The sequence below is a fragment of the Yokenella regensburgei genome (assembly GCF_051486985.1).
In the GTDB taxonomy this organism is placed as follows: Bacteria; Pseudomonadota; Gammaproteobacteria; order Enterobacterales; family Enterobacteriaceae; genus CBFFRJ01.
On the sequence record NZ_JAHVDV010000023.1, the window covers coordinates 65,569 to 88,824 of the forward strand.

Here is a 23,256-nt window from a genome sequence, read left to right on the forward strand (position 1 = left end):
TCCCTGAGATAAAAAGCGACTCAGAAGCGAATCTCCCCGCCAAAGAGATAGGTGCGGCCACGGGCAGTGGTATTGACGGACGATCCCTCTTTGGCATAATCCAGGCTCTGGTTCATGCGGTTGAGCGCGTCGGCATAGTTACGATTGGTCACGTTCTGCACGCTGAATCGCAGCATGACGTTATCGGTCATCTGCCAGTTGCTGTAGAGATCGATGATGGTGGGAATATCCGGCATGGGCGCTTTTGGCACGGTATTGGTATCCGTATCAATACCTTCGGTACTCAGGCGTTTGGATTTACCGGTGAATTTAACCAGGCTGCCGATGGTCAGCTTTTCATTGAACAGACGGCCGCCCACATCCAGGGTGGCGTAGCTGTCCGGCAGATCGCTCAGATCGCTGTAAGCAAAGCTGTAGACCGTGCTGGCAATGGAGGTGGGCTGATCGGTATGTTGCTTGCTCCAGGAGACATTCACATAGGCAAAACCTGCGTCATACCCGGCTTCAATTTCATAGCCTTTCGTTGTTACTGGCGAGGTGGAATTGAGGTAGACGTTGGCGTTAAAGCCGCCAAAGGAGTCGTCCAGATCCTTACACAGACTGCCGTCGTAGCAGAGCATAAAGGACTCACTGGTGATGTAATCCTTAATGCGTGTCTGATAGGCCAGCGCCTTCATGTGGAACTGGTCCTGCTCGGTCAGCAGCCCCTTTTTATTGACGTTAACGCCCGCTTCCCAGGTTTCCGCTTTCTCAGGCTTGAGGAACGGATTCATGGAGGCCCCCCCTTCGTTCGCGAAGAAGACTTCCTGTACATTGGGCGCACGCGACGATTTGCTCCAGCTCACAAAAGGCTGTAGCCAGGGGGTGACCTGCGCCGAAAAGGTCGCGGAGGGATTAAAGGCTTTATCATCCAGATGCAACGTGGCCTCGCCCTGCGGGAAACAGCGCTCATATTCACTACAGGCCGGTTTACGCCCTTCAACTCTGCTGCGGGTATAGTTGAGGTTTAACGCCAGTTCATAGATATCTTTATTCAGCGTCAGACCGCTGTATAACGAGGCTATTTTCTGTTTACCCGCTGGCGCAAAGGCGTTGCGTTCGGTTTCATTATCCTGCACAAAACTGCGGGAATAGCGGGTATCCATAAGTTTGCCGCCGACCTGGAAAGTAGTAAGGAGATCCTCGCGCATGTTGAAACGACTGGTATTGCTCACATCCAGGGCATTTGATTTATTGGTCGTCGATGACTTATTAAAATTGTACAGCGACTCCGGCTTATAATCCTGGTTACCACGACTGGTACTGGCCAGCACGTTAAATTCAATCAGTTCATTCAGTGGCGCGTAGTGATATCGCAGATAATAATCGTCGCTGGTAATATCCCGACGCGTAAAACTATTGGTGTAATTGCGCCCGGAAAATTCGAAGCGATTATATTGATCCGCATTGACGTTTATTTTATAGAGCTCGGAATGGGGTTCCTGACGCAGGTATTTATTATCTTCGCCAATGAAATCCTTACTGCTCCGGCCGCCGCCATTTTTATAAGTGGCATAGGTGCGAGTGCCGCTGATACCGACCAGCGCGCCGAGGCCACCGCCGTTCGCAAAGGTATCAGTCTTCCCCGCCACGGCGACCATGCCGGTACGACCCAGCCCATTATTCCCGACCTGAAAGCGGGACAGCACCCCGGTTTGACGCCCCTGACTTATGACGTCATCCACACCTATGGTGCGCATATTGGCGCTGCCTGCCAGCGCATTGACCCCTTGTGAACCGGCGCTGCTGCCACGGGTAACATCAACGTCGGCCAGGAAGTTCGGATCGAGCGGAACCCCCGCTGCCGTATTGGCCCCGCCATGATAGTTAGCGGGCGCCATGCCAAAGAAGGTCTGGGTGACGCCATCCACCATCGTGTTAACGCGACCCAGCCCGTTCATGCCGCGAATATTCACGCTAATCGTACCCTGCAACGGATCGAGTTGGGTATAGCTTCCCGCCATGCTGCGCAATGATGCATCCAGACTTTGCAGGTTTTTATTTAATGTCCGCGAACTGTAAGCGCCCGGACGGGTATAACTCTCCTCTGACGACCCGGCCTGATATTTATCTTCATACGGGTTATCCGTAATGGTTAAAGGAGAAAAGAGTGACTCACCGTCGCCGTCAGCCGCAAAGGCATGGCCGTTAACAATGAGCAGCCCGGTAAGAAGCCCTTTGGCCACCTGTGATTTTTCCATAATCAATTCCTGTTTTTTCGTAAAAAATGAGCGTCTGCCCGCCGCACTGAATAAGAAATACGGCAGCAACGTGCTCATCATAAAAACCTGAATGCATAGCGGGTTTAATTAAAAAATAAGCATGACCTTTCGTTCGCTCTATTTATATTACGTACCCTGTATCCGCAGAAAATAACGGGTTTATTTATAATGTTTTAGACAATTCAAATTCCACCGGCATGGTGACTTTATGCACACCATTTCTGAGGATCATTTTTGGCGGTGGCGGTAAAGGCCGTGCGTTTTCCACGGCGTTGAGTGCCGCTTTGTCCAGGGAGAGCGTGCCGGACGGTGTTACAAGCTGCGTACTGAGGATGTCGCCCTGTTCATTGACATTGAACATGACCACGGCGGTGCCGCTGCGGTTGCGCCGCCGGGCCTCCATCGGGTAGCTGCGCATTTTGTTGATTTTCCCCTTCACCAGCGATTCCCAGTTTACTTTGCTGCTGGTGATGAGCGAGGAGTCCGTATCGAGCGGTGCCGCATTACGCTGGGTCTGCACCGTCTGAACCGGGGGGGCTGCCAGGCTGTTGGCGGTGGAATTACCCTGTTCCTCTCTCTGCTGGCGCCGGGATATTTTTTTTATTTCCGTTTTCTTTTTTGGCTGATGTTCCTGTTTAGCAGCGGCGACCCTGATGTCCGCCTCCTCCTGTACCAGGAGTCTGGGCACCGCTTTATCGTGCGCCGTCTCCTCCTCGGTCATCGCTTCCACCTTACGCTGCTGGGTGACACCCGGCTGTAGATCCGTCCTGACAAAGGACATTTCAAACTCGGGTGAAAATGTGACCATCACGGTGGCGGGTGTGGCATCCGGTGAGGTCTGGTCGACAGGGATGATAAAGGGCAGCACCAGCATAACGTGGAACACCACGCTGGCGACGATACCGCCTGCCCAGGAGCGATGGGGCTGCATGAAAGCCGCTGGGTTCATCATTTCGTCGCCGTTACGGGCCAGATGTAGTCAGCCTGTTTTGCCGTCAGAGTTGTCCCCTGTGTCGTTAACATGACCACCACCGGCTTATCGGCCTCTAGATCGGCCAGGTGCAGCGGAACGCCAATGTCTTTTGAAGCATGGTAGCCGCCTGCAATCAGCAGGGCCGGGCGCGGCGCGCGGTAAAGCTGCTCTGCCATAAAGCGGTCACGCTGCTGCTGAACGGCCATCATTGCAGTCACCTGCTCTCCCTCAATCTGCCCTCCATGCATGAGATAGATGATGGCCGACAGCGCCTCATGTACCTGCGGGCGGGAGACGCGTCTGCCAGGCGGAAAAGTGGGGTTTTTATAGAGCGCGTTGACCTGCGCGCGGCTGATGTTGGCAGCCAGTAACGGGTAAGCACCGTCAATGGCGGTCATGACCACATCGCGATACATCTCCCACGGCCAGCCCGGGTTCCAGCGCATCGTTTCGGCGGCCCGTGCAGCACTCACCGGCGTCCCCGCAAGACGAGCCTGCCTGACACGATTTACCCCCTCCTGCTGGCTAAGATCAATCATCTCCATCAGCACACTGCCCTGCGGGCGTCGCGCGGCAAGATGTTGCAACAGCCACTGTTCGATTTGGTGATGGTGCGGGTTGATGTGCTCCTCACCCACGATAACCATTGGTGCGTCGCCAAGTCGTTCAAGGAGTTGTTGCGGCGTGAGTGCCTCCCCCGTTGCCGCCTCCAGGACCGAGGCCTCTTGCGTGACCGCCGCAGCGACAATGGCGGAATTGCCCGTTGATGTACTCTTGCAGGCGAAGAGTAGAGCGGTACCGCTGAGAACCAGAGCGCGTAAGAACTTATCCGTACTAAACATAAACATCCGTTATTGTTTTTTTAATAGCAGCTTTTCTTGCTGATGAAATTTAACGCAGGATTATATGTATTAATAATAATGATTATCAAGATCATTCGCATTATCAAAAATAGATTTGCTGGAGCCAGCAGCAAATTTACGTTAAGGCGAGGGGAAACATGCGGGGTAATCCGAAAAAAAGCCCGCATGGCGGTGTACCAGGCGGGCGGTGGTGCTTCTCTTACGCGTGCGGCTTATTTAGCGGCGTTCAGCGCGGCAATATCGTCAGGCGTGGTGCGACAGCACCCGCCAATCAGCTTCGCGCCTGCCTCCAGCCACTGAGGCAGAGAGGCGGCCAGGGCTTCACTGGCCTCACCATGATGGTGCCAGGTTTTGCTTACCGCATCATAGTGTTCACCGGAATTGGGATAGACCACCAGCGGCAAGGGGGTAAGACGTTGTAACACGCGGAGCGCATCGGTGGTTTTGTCGAGCGCAATGCAGTTAATACCCAGCGCCACCACCTGCGGATAATCTGCCAGGAAAGTGACCACCTCAGCAAGCGGGGTGCCATCACTCAGATGTTCGCTGTCACGCAGGGTGAAAGAGAACCAGGCACGTGCGCGAGGACAGGCGCTGAGCAGTGCGGCCAGCGCCTTTATTTCAGCAAAGTTGGGTAAGGTTTCACAGGCCAGCAGGTCAGCCCCTGCGTCCAGCAACGCCGTGACACGCGGGCGGTGAAACGCAATGAACAGATCATGGCTGCGAACATAGTCGCCGCGATACTCAGAGCCGTCAGCAAGAAAGGCGCCATAGGGTCCAACCGAACCTGCCACCAGCAATCTTCCGGCGTCAGGATTTTCAGCAAGATAAGCCTCACGCGCCTTGCGGGCCAGCTCAACACTTTTACTGATGAGCGCCAGCGACTGGGCTTCATCGAGCCCTATGGCAGCGAAACCAGCGGGGGTCGCCTGATAGCTTGCGGTGATAGCCACCTGTGCGCCTGCGCGGAAATAATCGAGGTGCACATCGCGGATTAACGCCGGGTTTTCCATTAACACCCTGGCGGACCAGAGGCTGTCGGCGAGGTTACACCCCCGCGCTTCCAGTTCGGTGGCCATTGCCCCGTCCAGTACGATAAAAGGCTGCTGGCTGAGGATGGGACTTAAGGGGTTATTCTGCGGCATGTTTTGCCTCCTGCATTTTCGCTGTTCGGGTCAGATAGTAAGCACCATAACATAAGGCAACAAAAGGCAGCCCGCACCACAGGGCAATTCTCTGGCTCGGATCAAACGCCAGCCCCACGCAGGCCACAAGGCAGAGGACGATGCCAAGCACCGGTACCAGAGGATACCAGGGGGCGCGGTACTGTAACGCGTTCAGCGGTTTGCCCGCCTGGAGATGGCGGCGGCGAAAGACAAAGTGCGACGCGCAGATGCTTATCCAGACGGCGACAACGGCAAAACCGGAAATGGCCGAGAGGGCGACAAACACCGTGTCCGGGGCCACTACGCTTGAAAAGAGTGCCAGCAGGCCACCCAGCATCGAGACCAACAGCGCGGTCAGCGGCACGCCGTTTTTGGTCAGACGTGAAAAACAGCGCGGCAGCGTTTTTTCATTCGACAGTGACCACAGCATCCGACCGGAAGCATACAGACCCGAGTTGGCGGCGGAGAGGATAGCCGTCAGGATCACAAAATTGAAGATATCGGCAGCGTAAGGAATGCCAACTTTTTCGAAAACCAGTACAAACGGGCTCTTCTCAACCCCTGCCTGCTGCATAGGGATCAGTGCGGCCAGCACGAAAACCGTGCCGATAAAGAAGATAATCAACCGTACTATCGTGGTGCGGATAGCGACGGGAATGACGGTATGTGGATTTTCGGTTTCACCGGCGGCAATGCCGATAAGCTCAGTGCCTGAAAAGGCGAAGTTTACTGCGACCATCGTCATCAGGATCGGCAGCCCCCCGTGCGGGAACCAACCTTCAGCAGTAAGGTTTGTCAGACCTGGCGCGGGTGAACCGTCCTGCATTGGGATAAAGCCAAACATGGCGGCCCCACCAAGCAGGATAAAGGCAATGATAGTGATGACCTTAACCAGTGAAAACCAGAATTCACCTTCGGCAAAAAAGCGGGTCGAGATAACGTTAAGGGCGAAAATCATCACGCAGAAGACCACGCACCAGATCCATACCGGCACCTGCGCAAACCAGTACTGCATACAAAAACCTGCCGCAGTCAGGCTCGAACCGAGCGCAACTGTCCAGGTAAGCCAGTAGAGCCATGCGACCGTATACCCGGTGGCGGGGCCAAGATAACGGCTGGCGTATACATGAAATGCCCCGGTTTCCGGCATCGCCACTGCGAGCTCACCAAGGCACTGCATGACCAGCCAGACAACGGCTGCGCCAATCAGGTACGCCAGCAGCGTGCCCGCCGCCCCGGTTGTTGCAATGATATAGCCCGTGTTAAAGAAAAGGCCCGTGCCTATGACGCCACCCAGTGAAAGCATAATGAGGTGACGGGTTTTCATGGTGCGCTGAAGCTGACCGGCATGTTGTGGTGTTTGCATATTACCTTCTAAACGTATGGACATCTAAACATCCAAAGAAGGGATTTATACCGTGAATGGTAATAAATTTCCAGCGGCAGGAAAGGCGAGGGTCAGGATCGGGCATAAAAAAAGCCACCGGCATGGCCAGCGGCTTCTCTTTTTCGTCCCGGATAAACGCGCGTAGTGCGGTTTACCTTTGAGTTACCGGCAGTATTCGGCCAGTTTGAGCGCGGGGCGAATCATCGGGGCGTGAAAATTCACATTTTCAATCATGTTGCTTTTGCAAAAAATACATTTTGCGCCATGGGGATTTTTCTCATTCACATCATAAGGTGAACTGCGAAATTGCGAACCATGGCAGGTCGGGCAACGAAGATGCAGACTCATACTTAATCCTCCTTAACGTGCTACCACATTCACAGCTGACGGGCCTTTCGGGCCGTTTTCAACCGAGAATTCGACTTCCTGATTTTCGTTCAGCGTACGGAAATCATTGCTTTGGATCGCAGAAAAATGCACAAAGACATCTTTACTGCCATCTTTTGGGGAAATAAACCCAAACCCTTTTTCAGGGTTAAACCATTTAACTACACCAGTCATTTTAGTAGACATTTTATTACCTGATAAATTCATTTGAGCCCGTAGGGCCATACAGGGTCCGAATACAGATTAATCAGAGCTTACAATCGGGACTCAAAAGAAAAGGGTAACGATGACACTTCAAAATGAGGGGATGTACTGGGATGCTTTAGATAGGTCTGTGTATCAAACCGACGTTCATTAAGACATGCCGTTAAAAAGAAAGCAAGCGTTATTTTCACTCTGCTCTGTTTATAATTTTTTAGCGCCTGAAGAGTCGTGCGATAAAATTTCAGAACGCGCTCCGTGCGCCTTTAAGAATAGTCCTCAAATTAACCCGACACAAAAAAACCAATAATTTTAGCCCATTACATAATGCAGAAATATGACGTTACTGCGCTGGCAAAACGTCTTACCGAAATGGCACCTTTAGATGAATAAAAATGACAAACCTTTTCCTGCGCTATCGCTGGCAGCGGGTCCCACCGGCAATGCTAACATCAAATAGAAACATACATTTCAATAGGTTACATATAAATAAAAGTTGAGAGCGTTAATTATACATAAGCCGTACCTCTGCCATACCGTGACAACTTTTCCTCCCTGGTACGTTTTCCCGGCTCTTTTACAGATGTTAAGGGAGAGGCTGACAGGAAATATTACGTTGCTACTGATTTCGTTCATTATCTTAGAGAGGCAAAAATATTACTCTCTACTGGTTGGCGCGGCCTGTCGTTTTAATGTGTTGTTTCTCTTTATGCGCTGGAGGCTCTCACCTGCATAATGCCGAGGTAAGTGCCACTACCACGCCTAACGGTGAACTCTTCTCCACTGACGTTAATGCTGGTATGACTTATCAATTCTGAAAGTGTCCGCAGCATGGATAAATAGAGTGTGCCGCAAGGAATATATTTTCCACTTCTTCGGCATGAGCATGTTTTCAGGTCACCGCGATACTGTCTTGATTCACGCTGCCGCGTAAGTGCCACCCACTGCGTGACTTGCTGGGTGCGCAACCAGACCTGCCCAGGTGTGGTCGCAGGCCCGGATCGGCTTGCACAATTCGCTCCCCCTCTGGGTCATTTGAGTGATATCTTTTCACGCAGCCAACCCAAGGAGACGTCATGTCGGAATTTGATTCAATCGCGAAAGAGTTGCTGGTGCAGGCCGAAGCAGAAGAGAAGCGGCAACAGGAACAAGATAAGCATCTGCTGGACCGGGTTCTCGATATTTACGGGCAAAAATATGTGGCCGAGAAATTACGTTTACTCGGCCAGAATGAGTGGAGCCGGGAAAGGCTGAACCGTCGGGTTAATGGTAAAGGTGCCAGTGCGCCGCTTACCAGTGCTGAGGTCTCCCTGTTGCACAAAATGCTCCCCTCACCTCCCGCACATCATCCTCATTATCAGTTCCGCTTTATCGATCTTTTTGCTGGCATTGGCGGCATCCGCAAGGGGTTCGAAGCCATTGGTGGCCAGTGCGTGTTTACCAGCGAGTGGAACAAAAATGCGGTGCGCACTTACAAAGCAAACTGGTTTAACGATGAACGTACGCACCGCTTTAATCAGGACATCCGCGAGGTGACCTTAAGCAGCACGCCCGAGGTAAGCGATGCTGATGCCTACGCCCATATTGATGCGCGGATCCCGGATCATGACGTTTTACTGGCCGGTTTTCCCTGCCAGCCCTTCAGTCTTGCCGGGGTGAGCAAGAAGAATGCGCTTGGCCGCGCGCACGGCTTTGAATGTGAAGCACAGGGTACCCTGTTCTTTGACGTAGCGCGGATTATAAAAGCCAAGCGTCCGGCCATTTTCGTGCTTGAAAACGTTAAAAATCTTAAGAGTCATGATCAGGGTAAAACCTTTACCGTCATCATGAACACGCTGGACGAACTGGGGTATGACGTTGCGGATGCTGATGCCAGCGGAAAAGATGACCCCAAAATCATTGATGGCAGGCACTTCCTGCCCCAGCACCGTGAACGTATTGTGCTGGTGGGCTTTCGTCGCGACCTCGACCTGCGCCAGAGCTTTACGCTACGCGATATTCACCGCCACTTCCCTTCGCAACGACCGACCTTTGGTGAACTGCTCGAACCCGTTGTCGACGAGAAATACATCCTGTCGCCGAAGCTCTGGAGCTACCTTTACCACTACGCAAAAAAACATGCGGCGAAGGGCAATGGTTTTGGCTTTGGCCTGGTGGACCCTGGCCGTGTTGACAGCGTGGCGCGTACCCTTTCCGCACGCTATCACAAGGATGGTTCTGAGATTCTGATCGACCGCGGCTGGGACAAGACCCTGGGAGAACGCGATTTTCTGGATGCCGCAAACCAGTTACGTCGCCCCCGCCGGCTTACGCCACGGGAGTGCGCACGGCTGATGGGCTTTGAGAAGGTCGGCGATAAACCCTTTCGTATTCCGGTGTCGGACACCCAGGCTTACCGCCAGTTTGGAAATTCGGTGGTCGTCCCCGTATTCGCGGCGGTAGCGACCCTGCTCAAGCCCTACATTGCCCGTGCCGTTACCCTCACCCGGGAGCAATCCAGTCAGTAATATGCTCCAGTAAGTGCGCGCGGTAGCGCGCAACTTTGGGCAGAGGCCGCTGCTGTGGCCTTGAGAGCAGAAAGACGGGGCGTGGCAGGGGAGTGAATTTTCGCAAAACCGGGATCAGTTGCCCTTTCTCCAGCGCCTCTTTAACCAGTATTTCCGGTTGCATAAGCAGCCCGGCACCGGCACGCGCCGCCATGCTTAACCCCAGCCCATCATTACAACGCAGAACGGGCTCCTGTCGCCAGGATGCCTGCGCGTTCTCATCCGGTAGTTTCCATTCATTCTGCGAGTTCCATACCATGTGGGAGAGGCAACGATGCTGCTGCAGATCGCGTGGCGTTTCCGGCACGCCAAAGCGGGCCAGATAATCGGGCGACGCGCAGATCACCATCCGGTAGAGGCACAGAGGTTTTGCCACCAGCGTGTCATCGTAAGCACCACCGATACGCACGGCCACATCAATTCCCTCCTCCACCAGATCGACCCGCCGGTTGCTCAGATCCAGCTCCACTTTGACGTGAGGATGCGCATTGAGAAAAGCTGCGGTCAGCGGGGCAATGACGCAGGCACCTAAGGTCGTCGGGGCGCTCACCCGCAGCGTGCCGGCGGGAGTATTACGTAAGCGCTCTATCGCAGTATCTGCCAGATGCACCTGCTCCAGGACGCGTCGTGCCTCTTCGTAATAGACCCGCCCGGCATCCGTCAGACTCTGGCGACGAGTATTACGCTCCACCAGCCGGGTATCCAGTTGCGCCTCCAGAGAACTGATGTATTTCCCTACCATTACCGCTGACATCTCCAGGCGGAGGGCAGCGCGGGTAAAACTCCCCTCATCAGCAACAGTAATAAACACTGCCATAGCGCGCAGTTTGTCCATATTTCTAACCTGTAGTTAGTAATCAAATAACATTTCGCTCATTTATCTTATCAGTCATTAGCGAAAGAATGGCCTCTCTGTAAACTGAGGAGCACAACATGAAGATTCTGGTGATTGGTGCAAGCGGTACTATTGGTCGTGCCGTCGTGGATATGCTCGCCCGTGAGGGGACGCACGACATTATTCGCGCCGGGCGCACAAGTGGAGATGTGCAGGTAGACCTGACCTCCGATGAGAGTGTGTCCGCCCTGTTCAGGAAGACCGGCAACCTTGATGCTATCGTTGCGGCGACGGGCAGCCTCTTTTTTGGCCCCCTGCAGACGATGACGCCTGAGAATTTCTCCGTTGGGTTGCAGGATAAGCTGCTTGGCCAGGTGCGACTGACGCTGGCAGGGCAGCATGCGCTGAACCCGGGCGGGTCCATTACCCTGACCAGCGGCATCGTCTCACAAGAGCCTATCGCCCAGGGGGTGAATGCCACTACGGTCAATGCGGCGCTGGAAGGCTTTGTAAAAGCGGCAGCGTGCGAACTCGCAAAAGGTCAACGCATTAATATTGTCAGTCCCGGCATGCTTACGGAGTCAGAAGCGGACTACGGCGCATTCTTCCCCGGTTTTGAAAGCGTACCGGCTGCACGGGTTGCGCTGGCCTACCGGCGCAGCATTGAAGGCGTACAGACCGGGCGCGTTTTTACGGTCGGTTACTGACTGCCGATCATGCCTCTTTTTTCAGGCTGTCGACGAAGGTCTGCCACTGCGCTTTGAGGGCACCGATATGATTTTTTTCAATATCAGCCATGTACGGCAAGGCACGATGGTCATTGACCCACTGGCTCATTGAGGAAAACCACAACTCACTGTCACTGCTCGTGGCGGTAAGGTTCAGCATCTCGTTGCGTACGCGCTGTGAAGAGTGCGTACCCTCAGCCAGCTGAGCGACAGCGTCCTGATGATGCCGGGCCTGTTCACGGTCGCCCAGACTTTGCGCCAGCTTGGTCGCCTGTGACAGCGCCACTTTGCTCAACTGATCGGCCTGAGCGGACTTCTCGTCGATAAACTGCGACACAAAGGCACGGGCTTCCTGATGATAATCGGCGGAGATCCAGGTCTCGACGACTTTATTGAGTTTTCCCTGCGTCAGGGCGAGATCCATAGCGTTGGTCGTGTAGTCGCCGCTATCGGAGGGGGAGGTGAGTGCGCTATGCAGAGCCTCTGCCATCGCATCTGCCGCTACGGTGGCGTGCTGGAAGAAATCGAGAAAACGAACAGCATCATTTGCCGTGGCCGGATCGCCATAGAATTCGCTGGCAAGACTGGGGCCACCGGGCGTACGAGCCATCGCTTGATTGCGCAGCGCCTGCATTGCCCGCGCAGCGGCGTCTTGTTCCTCTTTCGTGGGCGGTGTTGGTTGCTCTTTTGCCTGTTCCATCGCCTCCCGGGATAAGCTCACCTCATACGCGTCCGCGAGCCCCGTCTCTTTTCCTGTTAAAGCGCGTACAGCCTCCTGGCGCGTAACAGGCATGGACCTGATGCTGGCCATCGAACTGACATCCTTAATGCTCATCTCTTCTCCTTGGAATCGTTGCCAAACCTATTTTTTATCGTCTTCCAGGCGAAGAACTTTACGCGTTTGCATAAAAAACACGGAGAAAGTGAAGTAGTAAACAGAGGGGATAGAAATAAGGCGACCGGGGCCGCCTTAAATGGATTAGTCGCGCGACTGTACCCAGAACGCATGAATGAGGCCCGGAATGTAGCCACACAACGTCAGAACGATATTAAGGAGAAAGGCAAAACCGACCCCTTTGCCCAACAGCACACCCAACGGGGGGAGCAAAATAGTAAAAACGATACGCCAGAAACCCATACTACCTCCATGCAAAAAAATGCAGCTAATTGTTTAAAAAAGAATTTAATGTTAAAGCGTAGTCATTCTGGCTACCGCCGCCAGGCCTGCCCCGCGCTTTTACCCTCTTTTACGCAAAACAACATTTCATCAATCACTGTCATCGCCATCGACGACTGTACCTTCTCTTTGCTTCAGGCTATGTTTTGTAAACCATTAATCAGGAGGTAATGATGTTTGCGATTGGCGATGTAGTGCAGCCCCACGTAGGTGGGCCAAAATTGGTTGTTCGCGAAGTGCATGAGGATCAGATTGTCGCGGTTCCCGCCCACGATCAGAATGCAGAAAGCATTACGCTTAAAGCTGCCGACGTTTCACTCTACCAGGAAGACGGCGACTTCGGCGTCTGCTGATGCCTCGCGGTGAAGGCTTCTTCACCGCCCCTTCTTTTTATGCACTTTGAACGCATAAATACCCATGCATTAAAACAGCATCAAACACCACAAATAAGCATCTTGCAGCATAAAAAATGCTGCTGACCATTTTGTGGCTACGTTCAAAGAATACTCCGCTTTTCCGCTCCCCTGCTCCCGCGCGCATCCTGCCAATAACAGTGACGAATAAATATAAATTATTGATATTAAATATAATTTCTATGCCGATCCAATGAAAATAATGAAATGCGCAAAATATAACCAACCGCAGAGTAATTTATCCATGAAAAGGCAATAAATAAAAATTTATAGCTAGTTGTTAGTTTATATGCAGAAGGATAACCTATCGGCAAAGAACGAAGCCCGGCAACGTGCTAACACTCGTTCCATACCCGCACGATTTCTTGCCTACTCAAGGAGCAGTACCATGTTCTCTTCGCAGTCCCGCCTGCGCCATGCCGTGGCAGACACCTTTGCCATGGTCGTCTATTGTTCGGTGGTGAACATGGTGATTGAAATATTCCTCTCCGGAATGACCTTTGAGCAGTCACTTTCATCACGTCTGGTTGCCATCCCGGTGAACATCATTATTGCCTGGCCCTATGGCTTTTATCGCGATGCTTTTCTCCGCCAGGCGCGTCGAATTACGCCGGCGAGTTGGATGCGTAACCTTGCAGATGTGCTGGCGTATGTGACATTCCAGTCACCCGTGTATGTGGCCATCTTATTAACGGTAGGCGCAGACTGGCAGCAAATTATTGCAGCAGTCAGTTCCAATATTGTGCTGTCGATGATGATGGGGGCGGTATACGGCTACTTCCTTGATTACTGCCGTCGCCTGTTTAAAGTGAGCTACCAGCAGGCTAAAGCCTGAGTGATGATGACAGGCCTCGGCCTGTCTTCGGTTATTGAATTTCGCCGAACAAGCCCGACAAAAAGCGCTCCAGCGCCATGCGTGAACTAAAACCGTGTGGAATGCCGTAATGTTCCTGAGCCTCTCCACCTAAGTAGAGCGGAAAATTCTGGTAATGATCGCAGGTTTTGATATCCGTGGCCGGTTCCGCAAGGGACATACTTCGTTCTTTGAGCGTAGGGTGAATGACCAGCGCAGTGCGTCCCATCCGGGCCTCACGGTTCACATACACATAGTTATCGCCACGGCGGTAACCATAGGTTTTTGTCGTCGCCACATCCATTTGAAAGCCTACTTTTTCCAGAACGCGCGCCACCTCATCGGGTCGTAAATACATATTTTTTCCTCGTCATCTTTTCACTGCGTCGCAACCTTACAGTATTCAGCATTACCCCTGCTTTCAGAAAAGTCCATAAACGTGGGTAAATGCCTGGCCAGCCGGTAACGAAGCGAATTTATGGTCTAAACTAAAATTCTCTTCGAAAACAAAGGAGGTTCCGATGTTTAACAGACCTAATCGCGCAGATGTAGACGAAGGCGTCCATGATATCCAGAAAGATGTTCATCAGTTAGCGGACAGCCTGGAAGATGTTCTTAAATCGCTTGGCAGTGATGCAAAAGATGAAGCGGATAGCGCGCGTCGTAAAGCTCAGTCACTGTTAAGAGAGACCCGGGCCCGGATGAATGGTCGCTCAACCACCTATCAGGCCGCACGTGATGCGGTGGGCTGCGCAAGCACATTCGTCAAAGACAAGCCGATGTACGCGCTGGGCGCAGTGGCGGCAGTAGGTATTTTCCTTGGTGCGCTGATCAGCACCCGTCGATAACGTCTGACGTCTGATTCTGAGAGCCCGTTCGCCGCTGGTGAGCGGGCTTTTTTTTGCCTGCTGCCACGATTTTCACGCACAACATGCCCTTCCCGCTACGCTCATCATCCGGAATAAACTAATCGCAATTTCCTATATCTTGTGTGGTTGAAACTTTTATTAACTACATCTAGTATTCCTGTTAGCAATACAGAGACAACTGACGCGATCGCTCGCGCCGTTCCTTCATTTTAAACGGAAATACAAATCATGCGCATTACTATTTACACTAAAAACGATTGCGTACAGTGCCACGCCACTAAACGCGCAATGGAGAGTCGTGGATTTGATTTTGAAATGGTGAACGTTGACCTTGAACCTGGTGCTGCTGATGCGCTGCGTGCGATGGGTTTTCGTCAGTTACCGGTCGTTGTGGCAGGTGAAACCCGGTGGTCAGGTTTTCGCCCGGACATGATTAATCGACTGCAGTCTGCGCCTGACATCGCCCGCGCATGAGTCAACTCGTCTACTTCTCCAGTAGCTCGGAAAACACGCTGCGGTTCATTGAGCGGCTGGGGCTACCGGCAACGCGCATCCCGCTTAATGAGCGAGAGCGTATTCAGGTAGACGAACCCTATATCCTGGTGGTGCCAAGCTACGGCGGGGGAGGAACGGCAGGCGCTGTCCCCCGCCAGGTCATCCGCTTTCTGAACGATCCGCATAATCGCGATTTCATTCGCGGCGTCATCGCGTCCGGCAACCGTAATTTCGGCGAAGCCTATGGTCGCGCCGGGGACGTGGTCGCGCAGAAATGCAGTGTGCCCTATCTCTACCGTTTTGAGCTGATGGGCACCCAACAGGACATTGAAAATGTGCGTAAAGGAGTGAGCGAATTTTGGCAACGACAACCGCAGAGCGTGTGACCCAGTCCACGCCCGATTACCATGCTCTGAACGCGATGCTAAACCTGTACGACAACGCAGGTCACATCCAGTTTGACAAAGATCGCCAGGCCGTCGATGCGTTCTACCAGCACCATGTGCTGCCCAACACGGTCACCTTCGCCAGTCAGGATGAACGTCTGAACTACCTGGTGGAGGAGTCCTATTACGACGAAAGCGTGCTGGCGCGCTACGATCGTGCTTTTGTGAATGACCTCTTTGCCCGTGCGCATGCCAGCGGGTTTCGCTTTCAGACATTCCTTGGCGCATGGAAGTATTACACCAGCTACACGCTGAAGACCTTCGACGGTAAACGTTATCTTGAACATTTTGAAGATCGCGTCTGCATGGTCGCGCTCACGCTGGCGCAGGGCGATGAAAGACTGGCACGTCAGCTGACCGATGAGATCCTGGCTGGTCGCTTTCAGCCCGCCACCCCCACCTTCCTTAACTGCGGCAAGAAGCAGCGCGGCGAGCTCGTCTCCTGCTTCCTGCTGCGTATTGAAGATAATATGGAATCCATTGGACGGGCGGTGAACTCTGCCCTCCAGCTGTCCAAACGCGGTGGCGGCGTGGCCTTCCTGCTCTCGAACCTGCGCGAATCAGGCGCCCCCATTAAGCGCATTGAGAATCAGTCATCGGGCGTGATACCGGTGATGAAAATGCTCGAAGACGCCTTCTCCTATGCTAACCAGCTGGGTGCACGCCAGGGAGCGGGTGCGGTTTATCTCAATGCGCACCACCCGGATATTTTGCGATTCCTTGATACGAAACGTGAAAATGCTGACGAAAAAATTCGCATCAAAACACTCTCGCTCGGGGTGGTTATCCCGGATGTGACCTTCCGTCTGGCAAAAGAGAATGCCGAAATGGCGCTGTTCTCCCCTTACGATGTAGAGCGTTTGTACGGTAAACCCTTTGGTGATATCGCGGTCAGTGAAATGTATGAGCAACTGGTTGCTGATGAGCGCGTGCGTAAAAAGTACATTAATGCCCGTGATTTCTTCCAGACGCTGGCCGAAATTCAGTTCGAGTCGGGTTACCCGTACATCATGTTCGAAGATACGGTTAACCGTGCAAACCCGATTGCCGGGCGTATCAACATGAGCAACCTCTGTTCTGAGATCCTGCAGGTTAACAGTGCCTCAACGCTGGATGAAAACCTGGATTACGTGGATATCGGACATGACATCTCCTGTAATCTTGGCTCGCTGAACATCGCTCACACTATGGATTCACCGGATTTTGGCCGCACGGTAGAGACCGCCGTGCGCGGCCTGAGTGCCGTCTCCAGTATGAGCCACATCCGCTCGGTGCCCTCTGTGGCAGCCGGTAATGCTGCCTCTCACGCTATCGGTCTTGGGCAGATGAATCTGCACGGCTATCTGGCCCGCGAAGGGATTGCTTATGGCAGCGAAGCGGGGTTGGATTTTACTAACCTCTATTTTTACACCATCACCTGGCATGCGCTGAACACCTCCATGATGATGGCCCGCGAGCGTAATACGCGTTTCGTCGGCTTTGAGCAGTCGCGTTATGCCAGCGGAGAATATTTTAACCAGTACCTGGAAGGGCACTGGCAGCCGAAAACAGAGAAAGTCCGTGCGCTCTTTGCCCGTAGCGGCATCACAATCCCTGACCGCAATATGTGGGAGCAGTTGCGTGAGAATGTGATGCGCTACGGCATCTATAACCAGAACCTGCAGGCGGTGCCGCCTACCGGGTCTATTTCTTACATCAATCACGCCACCTCAAGTATTCACCCGATCGTGTCGAAAATTGAAATTCGCAAGGAAGGCAAAACCGGGCGCGTCTACTACCCGGCCCCGTTCATGACTAATGAAAACCTGGCCTTTTACCAGGATGCCTATGAGATAGGCCCCGAGAAGATCATCGACACCTACGCTGAAGCCACGCGTCATGTGGACCAGGGGCTGTCGCTGACGCTGTTCTTCCCGGACACCGCCACCACGCGCGATATCAACAAAGCGCAGATTTATGCATGGAAGAAAGGCATCAAAACGCTGTACTACATTCGCCTGCGCCAGCTTGCGCTGGAAGGGACGGAAATCGAGGGCTGCGTGTCCTGCGCGCTGTAAGGAGAAAAGGATGAAATCATTAACACGCGTAAGCGCAGTCAACTGGAATAAGATTCAGGATGATAAGGATCTTGAGGTCTGGAACCGCCTGACCAGCAACTTCTGGCTACCGGAAAAGGTGCCGCTGTCGAATGATATCCCCGCCTGGCAGACGCTGAGTTACGCAGAGCAGCAGCTGACGATACGGGTTTTCACCGGGCTGACGCTGCTGGACACCATTCAGAATACTGTCGGCGCACCTGCGCTGATGGCCGATGCGCAGACACCTCATGAAGAGGCGGTGTTGTCGAACATCAGCTTTATGGAAGCGGTGCATGCCCGCTCCTATAGCTCGATTTTCTCCACACTCTGTCAAACTAAAGATGTGGACGCCGCCTATGCGTGGAGTGAGGAGAACAGCGCGCTGCAGCGCAAAGCCCAGCTCATTCTGGCCTATTATCGCGCCGACGATCCGCTCAAAAAGAAAATTGCCAGCGTCTTTCTGGAGTCGTTTTTGTTCTATTCCGGCTTCTGGTTACCGATGTACTGGTCCAGTCGAGGTAAGCTGACGAATACGGCGGATCTGATTCGTCTTATCATTCGCGATGAGGCGGTACACGGTTATTACATTGGTTATAAGTATCAGAAAGCGCTGGAAAAAGTCAGCAGTGAAAAGCGTGATGAGTTAAAAAATTTCGCCCTGGAACTGATGCTTGATCTCTATGATAACGAAGTGGCCTACAGCGAAGCGGTGTACGCGGAGTCAGGCTGGGCTGAGGAGGTGAAAGCCTTCCTGTGCTACAACGCCAACAAAGCGCTGATGAATCTTGGCTATGAACCTCTCTTCCCGGCAGAAATGGCGCAAGTTAATCCGGCAATCCTCGCAGCATTATCGCCGGGAGCGGATGAAAACCACGACTTCTTCTCCGGTTCCGGTTCGTCTTATGTGATGGGAAAAGCGGTAGAGACCGAGGACGAAGACTGGAATTTTTGAGGCGTCCTCTCCCCTCACCCCGCCCTCGCCCCATCGGCTGAAGAATCCCCTGAAATAAATGCGAGCACGCTCGGTCCCCTCGCCCCTTTGGGAAGAGGACCAGGGTGAGGGGAACATGGGGCGCTTAGGGTCATTCCGTTCACCTTATGTTCCTTGCTTGTCTGTAGCGACAGAACCCGTGAACGTGCCAGGGTGGTTCACCGCCACCCCCCTGGCAACCCGGGCTCCCGGCCAGGAAAATCGCCGCTGGCGCGGCATTATTCACCCCATCCCTGGGGCTCACCCTTTCAGGGCTAGCGCAGGCGCTATTCAACATTGCTTCCGGCAATTTTGTCGTCTTATGTCGTCTGACTATCGGGTCGGGGACCAGCCTGCCTCCTTGTAGGCTATCCCCTCCGCCCGCTTCCCTGCGGGCGGCCCCGGTCAGCCGTCAACGCCTCATCGATTTTCAGCCGGACCCTGTCATCGCGGTGACGGTTTTATTCTCATTGCGCCGTGGTATCGCTGTACAACGTAATACTACTGGCGATCCCTCAGCCCCATTAGGGAGAGGGAGAAAATTGGGGAGAAGGAGAAAAGCAGGCCGCACCCGGCTTATTTAACCCGCGTCGATCCGATCCCCTCTCTCCAGTGGGGAGAGGGCCAGGGTGAGGGGAAATATCCGCACATTGCGCAATATAATTCTCGTGCACGCCTTACAAATATTCTGCAATATTTCATGTGTCATTCTTTCGTCATATTTCCCTTCAATCACCACTCTTACCCCAGAATTCCACCTTCAAATACGAAAAATCTCACATTAATTCAACTACCGCTCAGCCCTTATCTCATGGGAAATTCTCACCATTTTTGCATTGCCAAATTCCATCAAGAGAGGATTGAAGGGTTGTCACAGAATCTCAGTATGCTAGGGTATACGCGGTCAATTATTCGCATCAGGTAACATATCGACATAAATAAATAACAGGAAACGTTTTATTGCATGGCAATTAAATTAGAAGTTAAGAATCTCTATAAGATATTTGGCGAGCATCCGCAGAGAGCTTTCAAATATATCGAAAAAGGACTTTCGAAAGAACAAATTCTGGAAAAAACGGGGCTATCGCTTGGCGTTAAAGACGCCAGTCTGGCCATTGAAGAAGGCGAGATATTTGTCATCATGGGATTATCCGGTTCGGGTAAGTCCACAATGGTACGCCTTCTCAATCGCCTGATTGAACCCACCCGCGGGCAGGTGCTGATTGATGGCGTCGATATCGCCAAAATATCAGATGCTGAACTCCGTGAGGTGCGCAGGAAAAAGATTGCGATGGTCTTCCAGTCATTCGCGCTAATGCCGCATATGACAGTGCTAAATAACACTGCGTTCGGCATGGAATTAGCGGGTGCCAGCGCCAGTGAACGTCAGGAAAAAGCACTTGATGCATTGCGTCAGGTAGGGCTTGAAAATTATGCCCATGCTTATCCTGATGAACTCTCTGGCGGTATGCGTCAGCGTGTAGGTCTGGCCCGCGCATTAGCCATCAACCCGGATATCTTATTAATGGATGAAGCCTTCTCTGCGCTCGACCCATTAATTCGTACCGAGATGCAGGATGAGTTGGTTAAATTACAATCGCGACATCAGCGTACTGTGGTCTTTATTTCACATGACCTGGATGAAGCGATGCGTATTGGCGACCGGATTGCCATTATGCAAAACGGTGAAGTGGTGCAGGTCGGTACGCCGGATGAAATTTTGAATAATCCGGCGAATGATTATGTGCGCACCTTCTTCCGTGGTGTGGATATCAGTCAGGTATTCAGTGCAAAAGATATTGCCCGCCGTACCCCGGTTGGCCTTATTCGCCGCACGCCGGGTTTTGGCCCTCGTTCCGCCCTGAAACTGTTGCAGGATGAAGACCGTGAATATGGTTATGTCATTGAACGCGGTAATAAATTTGTTGGCATTGTCTCCATCGACTCCCTGAAAACGGCGCTTGGCCAGAATCTGGGTATCGATGCGGCGTTAATTGACACCCCGCTTGCGGTGGATGCCGAAACGCCGCTCAGCGAGTTGCTCTCTCATGTAGGCCAGGCACCCTGCGCGGTACCGGTCGTGGGTGAAGAGCAGCAATACGTGGGCATCATCTCCAAACGGATGCTGCTCCAGGCATTAGATCGTGAGGGGGCAAACAATGGCTGATCAAAACAACCCGTGGGAGAGCGCACCCGCAACAGAGAACGCAGCACAATCGGCAGACGCATGGGGTTCTTCAGCAGCCCCGGCACCGACTGACGGTAGCAGCGCAGACTGGCTGAACAGCGCCCCGGCCCCGGCGCCGGAGCACTTCAACATCATGGATCCGTTTCATAAGACGCTGATCCCACTTGATAGCTGGGTCACCGAAGGGATTGATTGGGTCGTGACCCACTTCCGTCCGGTGTTCCAGGGCATTCGTGTGCCGGTGGATTACATCCTGAGCGGTTTTCAGCAACTGCTGCTGGGCATGCCTGCCCCGGTTGCCATCACTCTTTTCGCGCTGATTGCCTGGCAGATCGGCAGCGCAGGAATGGGGGTGGCAACGCTTGTCTCCCTGATTGCGATTGGCGCGATTGGTGCCTGGTCGCAGGCAATGGTGACTCTGGCCCTGGTACTGACCGCCCTATTGTTCTGCATCATTATCGGGCTACCGCTCGGCATATGGCTGGCGCGCAGCCAGCGCGCGGCGAAAATTATTCGCCCGTTGCTGGATGCCATGCAGACAACGCCTGCCTTTGTCTACCTGGTGCCCATCGTCATGCTGTTTGGTATCGGCAACGTACCTGGCGTGGTGGTAACCATTATCTTCGCCCTGCCGCCGGTGGTTCGTCTGACCATTCTGGGTATTAATCAGGTGCCGGAAGATTTGATTGAAGCGTCACGTTCATTTGGTGCCAGCCCGCGCCAGATGCTGTTTAAAGTACAGTTACCACTGGCCATGCCCACCATTATGGCGGGGATCAACCAGACGCTAATGCTTGCCCTCTCCATGGTAGTGATCGCATCAATGATCGCCGTCGGTGGGCTTGGCCAGATGGTACTTCGCGGTATTGGCCGTCTCGATATGGGGCTGGCAACCGTCGGTGGCGTGGGGATCGTTATCCTTGCCATCATCCTCGACCGCCTGACACAGGCGATGGGTCGCGATGCCCGCAGCAGGGGTAATCGCCGCTGGTACAGCACCGGCCCGCTTGGGTTAATTACCCGCCCGTTCACGAAGTAACGATGTCGCTGCCCGGCCAGCCGGTCGGGCCAGCAACGTCTTATCCCACCACATAAAAAGGAACAACGATGCGACATACCATACTTCTTGCCACAGCGTTTACCACCCTTGTCTCCACCAGCGCTCTTGCTGCCGACCTGCCAGGAAAAGGCATTACCGTTCAGCCTTTCCAGAGCACCATTTCTGAAGAAGCTTTCCAGACGCTGCTGGTCAGCCGTGCGCTGGAAAAGCTCGGCTATACCGTTAACAAACCCAGCGAAGTAGATTACAACGTCGGTTATACCTCAATGGCCGCCGGCGACGTGACCTTCACTGCCGTAAACTGGAAACCTCTGCACGACGACATGTATGCGGCTGCTGGGGGGGATAAAAAATTCTACCGTGAAGGCACCTATGTGACCGGCGCTGCGCAGGGCTACCTCATCGACAAAAAAACCGCAGACCAGTACCACATCACCAATATTGAACAGCTAAAAGATCCGAAAATCGCCAAAATCTTCGACACCAACGGCGACGGCAAGGCAGACATGATGGGCTGCTCACCAGGCTGGGGCTGTGAAGCCGTCATTAATCATCAGAATAAAGCCTTCGATCTGGAGAAAACCGTAACCGTCAGCCACGGTAACTACTCGGCGATGATGGCCGACACCATCACCCGCTTTAAAGAGGGTAAACCGATTATCTATTACACCTGGACGCCATACTGGGTGAGCGATGTGATGAAACCCGGTAAAGATGTCGTCTGGTTGCAGGTTCCGTTCTCCTCCCTGCCAGGCGAGCAGAAGGATATTGACACTAAGCTGCCGAACGGCATGAACTATGGCTTCCCGGTTAACACCATGCACATTGTGGCCAACAAAGCCTGGGCCGAGAAAAACCCGGCGGCGGCAAAACTGTTCTCCGTGATGAAACTGCCGCTGGCAGACATCAATGCGCAGAACGCTATGATGCACGCGGGCAAATCTTCTGAAGCGGATGTGCAGGGTCACGTTGATGGCTGGATCAAAGCCCACCAGCAGCAGTTTGATGGCTGGGTGAAAGAAGCGCTGGCGGCGCAGAAGTAAGGGTTAGCTTTTTAGTCGCCCTTCCCCTCAGTTTTCTCCCTCTTCCTATGGGAGAGGGAGCCCCACAAAAATTTGCGAGCACGATCGGTCCCCTCGCCCCACCGGGGAGAGGGCCAGGGTGAGGGGAACATGCGGCTCTTGTGGTCATTCCGTTCACCTCATGTTCCCTGCTTTTCTGTCACGCCAGAACCCGTGAACGTGCCAGGGTGGTTCACCGCCACCACCCTGGCGACCCGGGCTCCCGGCAAGGAAAATCGCCGCTTCGCGGTCCATGATGCTTATGTCGTCTGACTATCGGGTCGGGGACCAGCCTGCCT

The 23,256-nt window shown here is 53.4% G+C and carries 23 protein-coding genes; 12 read left to right on the forward strand and 11 right to left on the reverse strand.

The genetic code is table 11. The features are described 5' to 3' along the window. Positions 1–20: 20 nt before the first annotated feature. The 7 genes from KXR87_RS16155 to cspE all read right to left on the reverse strand — a co-directional run bounded on the left by KXR87_RS16155 (position 21) and on the right by cspE (position 7,223). Entirely contained in the window at positions 21–2,240 is a 2,220-nt protein-coding gene (locus KXR87_RS16155; protein ID WP_437433228.1) for a TonB-dependent receptor domain-containing protein, read from the reverse strand. 184 nt (positions 2,241–2,424) lie between these two features. Beyond that, positions 2,425–3,213 carry an energy transducer TonB gene (locus KXR87_RS16160; RefSeq protein WP_437433229.1) on the reverse strand — a complete coding sequence of 263 codons (789 nt, stop codon included), beginning with the start codon at positions 3,211–3,213 and terminating at the stop codon, positions 2,425–2,427. Continuing rightward, on the reverse strand, positions 3,210–4,076 hold the full coding sequence (locus KXR87_RS16165; protein WP_437433230.1) for a ChaN family lipoprotein: 867 nt from the start codon (positions 4,074–4,076) through the stop codon (positions 3,210–3,212). Before KXR87_RS16165 ends, KXR87_RS16160 begins: the two co-directional genes overlap by 4 nt. A 233-nt stretch (positions 4,077–4,309) precedes the next feature. Then, positions 4,310–5,242 carry a homocysteine S-methyltransferase gene (gene mmuM / locus KXR87_RS16170; protein ID WP_437433231.1) on the reverse strand — a complete coding sequence of 311 codons (933 nt, stop codon included), beginning with the start codon at positions 5,240–5,242 and terminating at the stop codon, positions 4,310–4,312. After that, the gene (gene mmuP, locus KXR87_RS16175) at positions 5,229–6,629 is read right to left on the reverse strand and encodes an S-methylmethionine permease (protein ID WP_437433256.1); all 1,401 of its coding nucleotides are present in this window, start codon (positions 6,627–6,629) and stop codon (positions 5,229–5,231) included. Before mmuP ends, mmuM begins: the two co-directional genes overlap by 14 nt. A 183-nt stretch (positions 6,630–6,812) precedes the next feature. Beyond that, positions 6,813–6,998 (reverse strand): cold shock small protein YmcF, encoded by a 186-nt coding sequence (gene ymcF, locus KXR87_RS16180; protein WP_437433232.1) that lies wholly within the window; start codon positions 6,996–6,998, stop codon positions 6,813–6,815. 12 nt (positions 6,999–7,010) lie between these two features. Beyond that, on the reverse strand, positions 7,011–7,223 hold the full coding sequence (gene cspE / locus KXR87_RS16185; protein WP_437433233.1) for a transcription antiterminator/RNA stability regulator CspE: 213 nt from the start codon (positions 7,221–7,223) through the stop codon (positions 7,011–7,013). 1,091 nt (positions 7,224–8,314) lie between these two features. Here cspE and KXR87_RS16190 point away from each other — a divergent pair. Beyond that, complete coding sequence (locus tag KXR87_RS16190) at positions 8,315–9,745, forward strand: DNA cytosine methyltransferase (RefSeq protein WP_437433234.1); 1,431 nt, start codon at positions 8,315–8,317, stop codon at positions 9,743–9,745. Here the strand turns inward: KXR87_RS16190 and KXR87_RS16195 are convergent. Continuing rightward, complete coding sequence (locus KXR87_RS16195; protein WP_437433235.1) at positions 9,720–10,619, reverse strand: LysR substrate-binding domain-containing protein; 900 nt, start codon at positions 10,617–10,619, stop codon at positions 9,720–9,722. The genes KXR87_RS16190 and KXR87_RS16195 overlap by 26 nt on opposite strands. 98 nt (positions 10,620–10,717) lie before the next feature. Here KXR87_RS16195 and KXR87_RS16200 point away from each other — a divergent pair, with 98 nt between their 5' ends. Then, a complete protein-coding gene (locus tag KXR87_RS16200; RefSeq protein WP_437433236.1) occupies positions 10,718–11,326 on the forward strand; it encodes a short chain dehydrogenase in 609 nt (202 codons plus the stop codon). A gap of 7 nt (positions 11,327–11,333) precedes the next feature. On the opposite strand, the gene KXR87_RS16205 is transcribed toward KXR87_RS16200, so the two are convergent. After that, positions 11,334–12,182: a hypothetical protein gene (locus KXR87_RS16205; protein ID WP_437433237.1), complete on the reverse strand. Its 849-nt coding sequence runs from the start codon at positions 12,180–12,182 to the stop codon at positions 11,334–11,336. Positions 12,183–12,326: 144 nt separating this feature from the next. Continuing rightward, positions 12,327–12,485: a YqaE/Pmp3 family membrane protein gene (locus KXR87_RS16210; protein ID WP_437433238.1), complete on the reverse strand. Its 159-nt coding sequence runs from the start codon at positions 12,483–12,485 to the stop codon at positions 12,327–12,329. Between the two features lie 212 nt (positions 12,486–12,697). Here KXR87_RS16210 and KXR87_RS16215 point away from each other — a divergent pair, with 212 nt between their 5' ends. Together KXR87_RS16215 and alaE are read left to right on the forward strand one after the other, a co-directional pair. After that, positions 12,698–12,877, forward strand: a complete 180-nt coding sequence (locus KXR87_RS16215) for a hypothetical protein (protein WP_437433257.1) — start codon at positions 12,698–12,700, stop codon at positions 12,875–12,877. Positions 12,878–13,325: 448 nt separating this feature from the next. Next, entirely contained in the window at positions 13,326–13,772 is a 447-nt protein-coding gene (gene alaE, locus KXR87_RS16220; RefSeq protein ID WP_437433239.1) for an L-alanine exporter AlaE, read from the forward strand. A 31-nt stretch (positions 13,773–13,803) separates the two neighbouring features. Here alaE and KXR87_RS16225 read toward each other — a convergent pair whose 3' ends face one another. After that, positions 13,804–14,148, reverse strand: coding sequence for a DUF2002 family protein (locus tag KXR87_RS16225; RefSeq protein ID WP_437433240.1), 345 nt, complete (start codon positions 14,146–14,148; stop codon positions 13,804–13,806). Positions 14,149–14,311: 163 nt separating this feature from the next. Between KXR87_RS16225 and KXR87_RS16230 the strand changes: the two genes are divergently transcribed. From KXR87_RS16230 to proX, 8 genes are all read left to right on the forward strand, one after another. Further along, positions 14,312–14,638: a DUF883 family protein gene (locus tag KXR87_RS16230; RefSeq protein WP_437433241.1), complete on the forward strand. Its 327-nt coding sequence runs from the start codon at positions 14,312–14,314 to the stop codon at positions 14,636–14,638. Between the two features lie 249 nt (positions 14,639–14,887). Beyond that, positions 14,888–15,133, forward strand: coding sequence for a glutaredoxin-like protein NrdH (nrdH, locus tag KXR87_RS16235; protein WP_437433242.1), 246 nt, complete (start codon positions 14,888–14,890; stop codon positions 15,131–15,133). Further along, positions 15,130–15,540, forward strand: a complete 411-nt coding sequence (nrdI, locus tag KXR87_RS16240; protein WP_437433243.1) for a class Ib ribonucleoside-diphosphate reductase assembly flavoprotein NrdI — start codon at positions 15,130–15,132, stop codon at positions 15,538–15,540. Before nrdH ends, nrdI begins: the two co-directional genes overlap by 4 nt. After that, positions 15,513–17,657 (forward strand): class 1b ribonucleoside-diphosphate reductase subunit alpha, encoded by a 2,145-nt coding sequence (nrdE, locus tag KXR87_RS16245; RefSeq protein WP_437433244.1) that lies wholly within the window; start codon positions 15,513–15,515, stop codon positions 17,655–17,657. The genes nrdI and nrdE overlap by 28 nt, the downstream gene beginning before the upstream one ends. A gap of 10 nt (positions 17,658–17,667) precedes the next feature. Further along, positions 17,668–18,630 carry a class 1b ribonucleoside-diphosphate reductase subunit beta gene (gene nrdF / locus KXR87_RS16250; RefSeq protein ID WP_437433245.1) on the forward strand — a complete coding sequence of 321 codons (963 nt, stop codon included), beginning with the start codon at positions 17,668–17,670 and terminating at the stop codon, positions 18,628–18,630. A gap of 982 nt (positions 18,631–19,612) precedes the next feature. Then, positions 19,613–20,815: a glycine betaine/L-proline ABC transporter ATP-binding protein ProV gene (proV, locus tag KXR87_RS16255; RefSeq protein ID WP_437433246.1), complete on the forward strand. Its 1,203-nt coding sequence runs from the start codon at positions 19,613–19,615 to the stop codon at positions 20,813–20,815. Then, positions 20,808–21,875 carry a glycine betaine/L-proline ABC transporter permease ProW gene (gene proW, locus KXR87_RS16260; RefSeq protein WP_437433247.1) on the forward strand — a complete coding sequence of 356 codons (1,068 nt, stop codon included), beginning with the start codon at positions 20,808–20,810 and terminating at the stop codon, positions 21,873–21,875. Before proV ends, proW begins: the two co-directional genes overlap by 8 nt. 68 nt (positions 21,876–21,943) lie before the next feature. Continuing rightward, complete coding sequence (gene proX, locus KXR87_RS16265) at positions 21,944–22,939, forward strand: glycine betaine/L-proline ABC transporter substrate-binding protein ProX (protein ID WP_437433248.1); 996 nt, start codon at positions 21,944–21,946, stop codon at positions 22,937–22,939. The last annotated feature ends 317 nt before the right edge of the window (positions 22,940–23,256 follow it).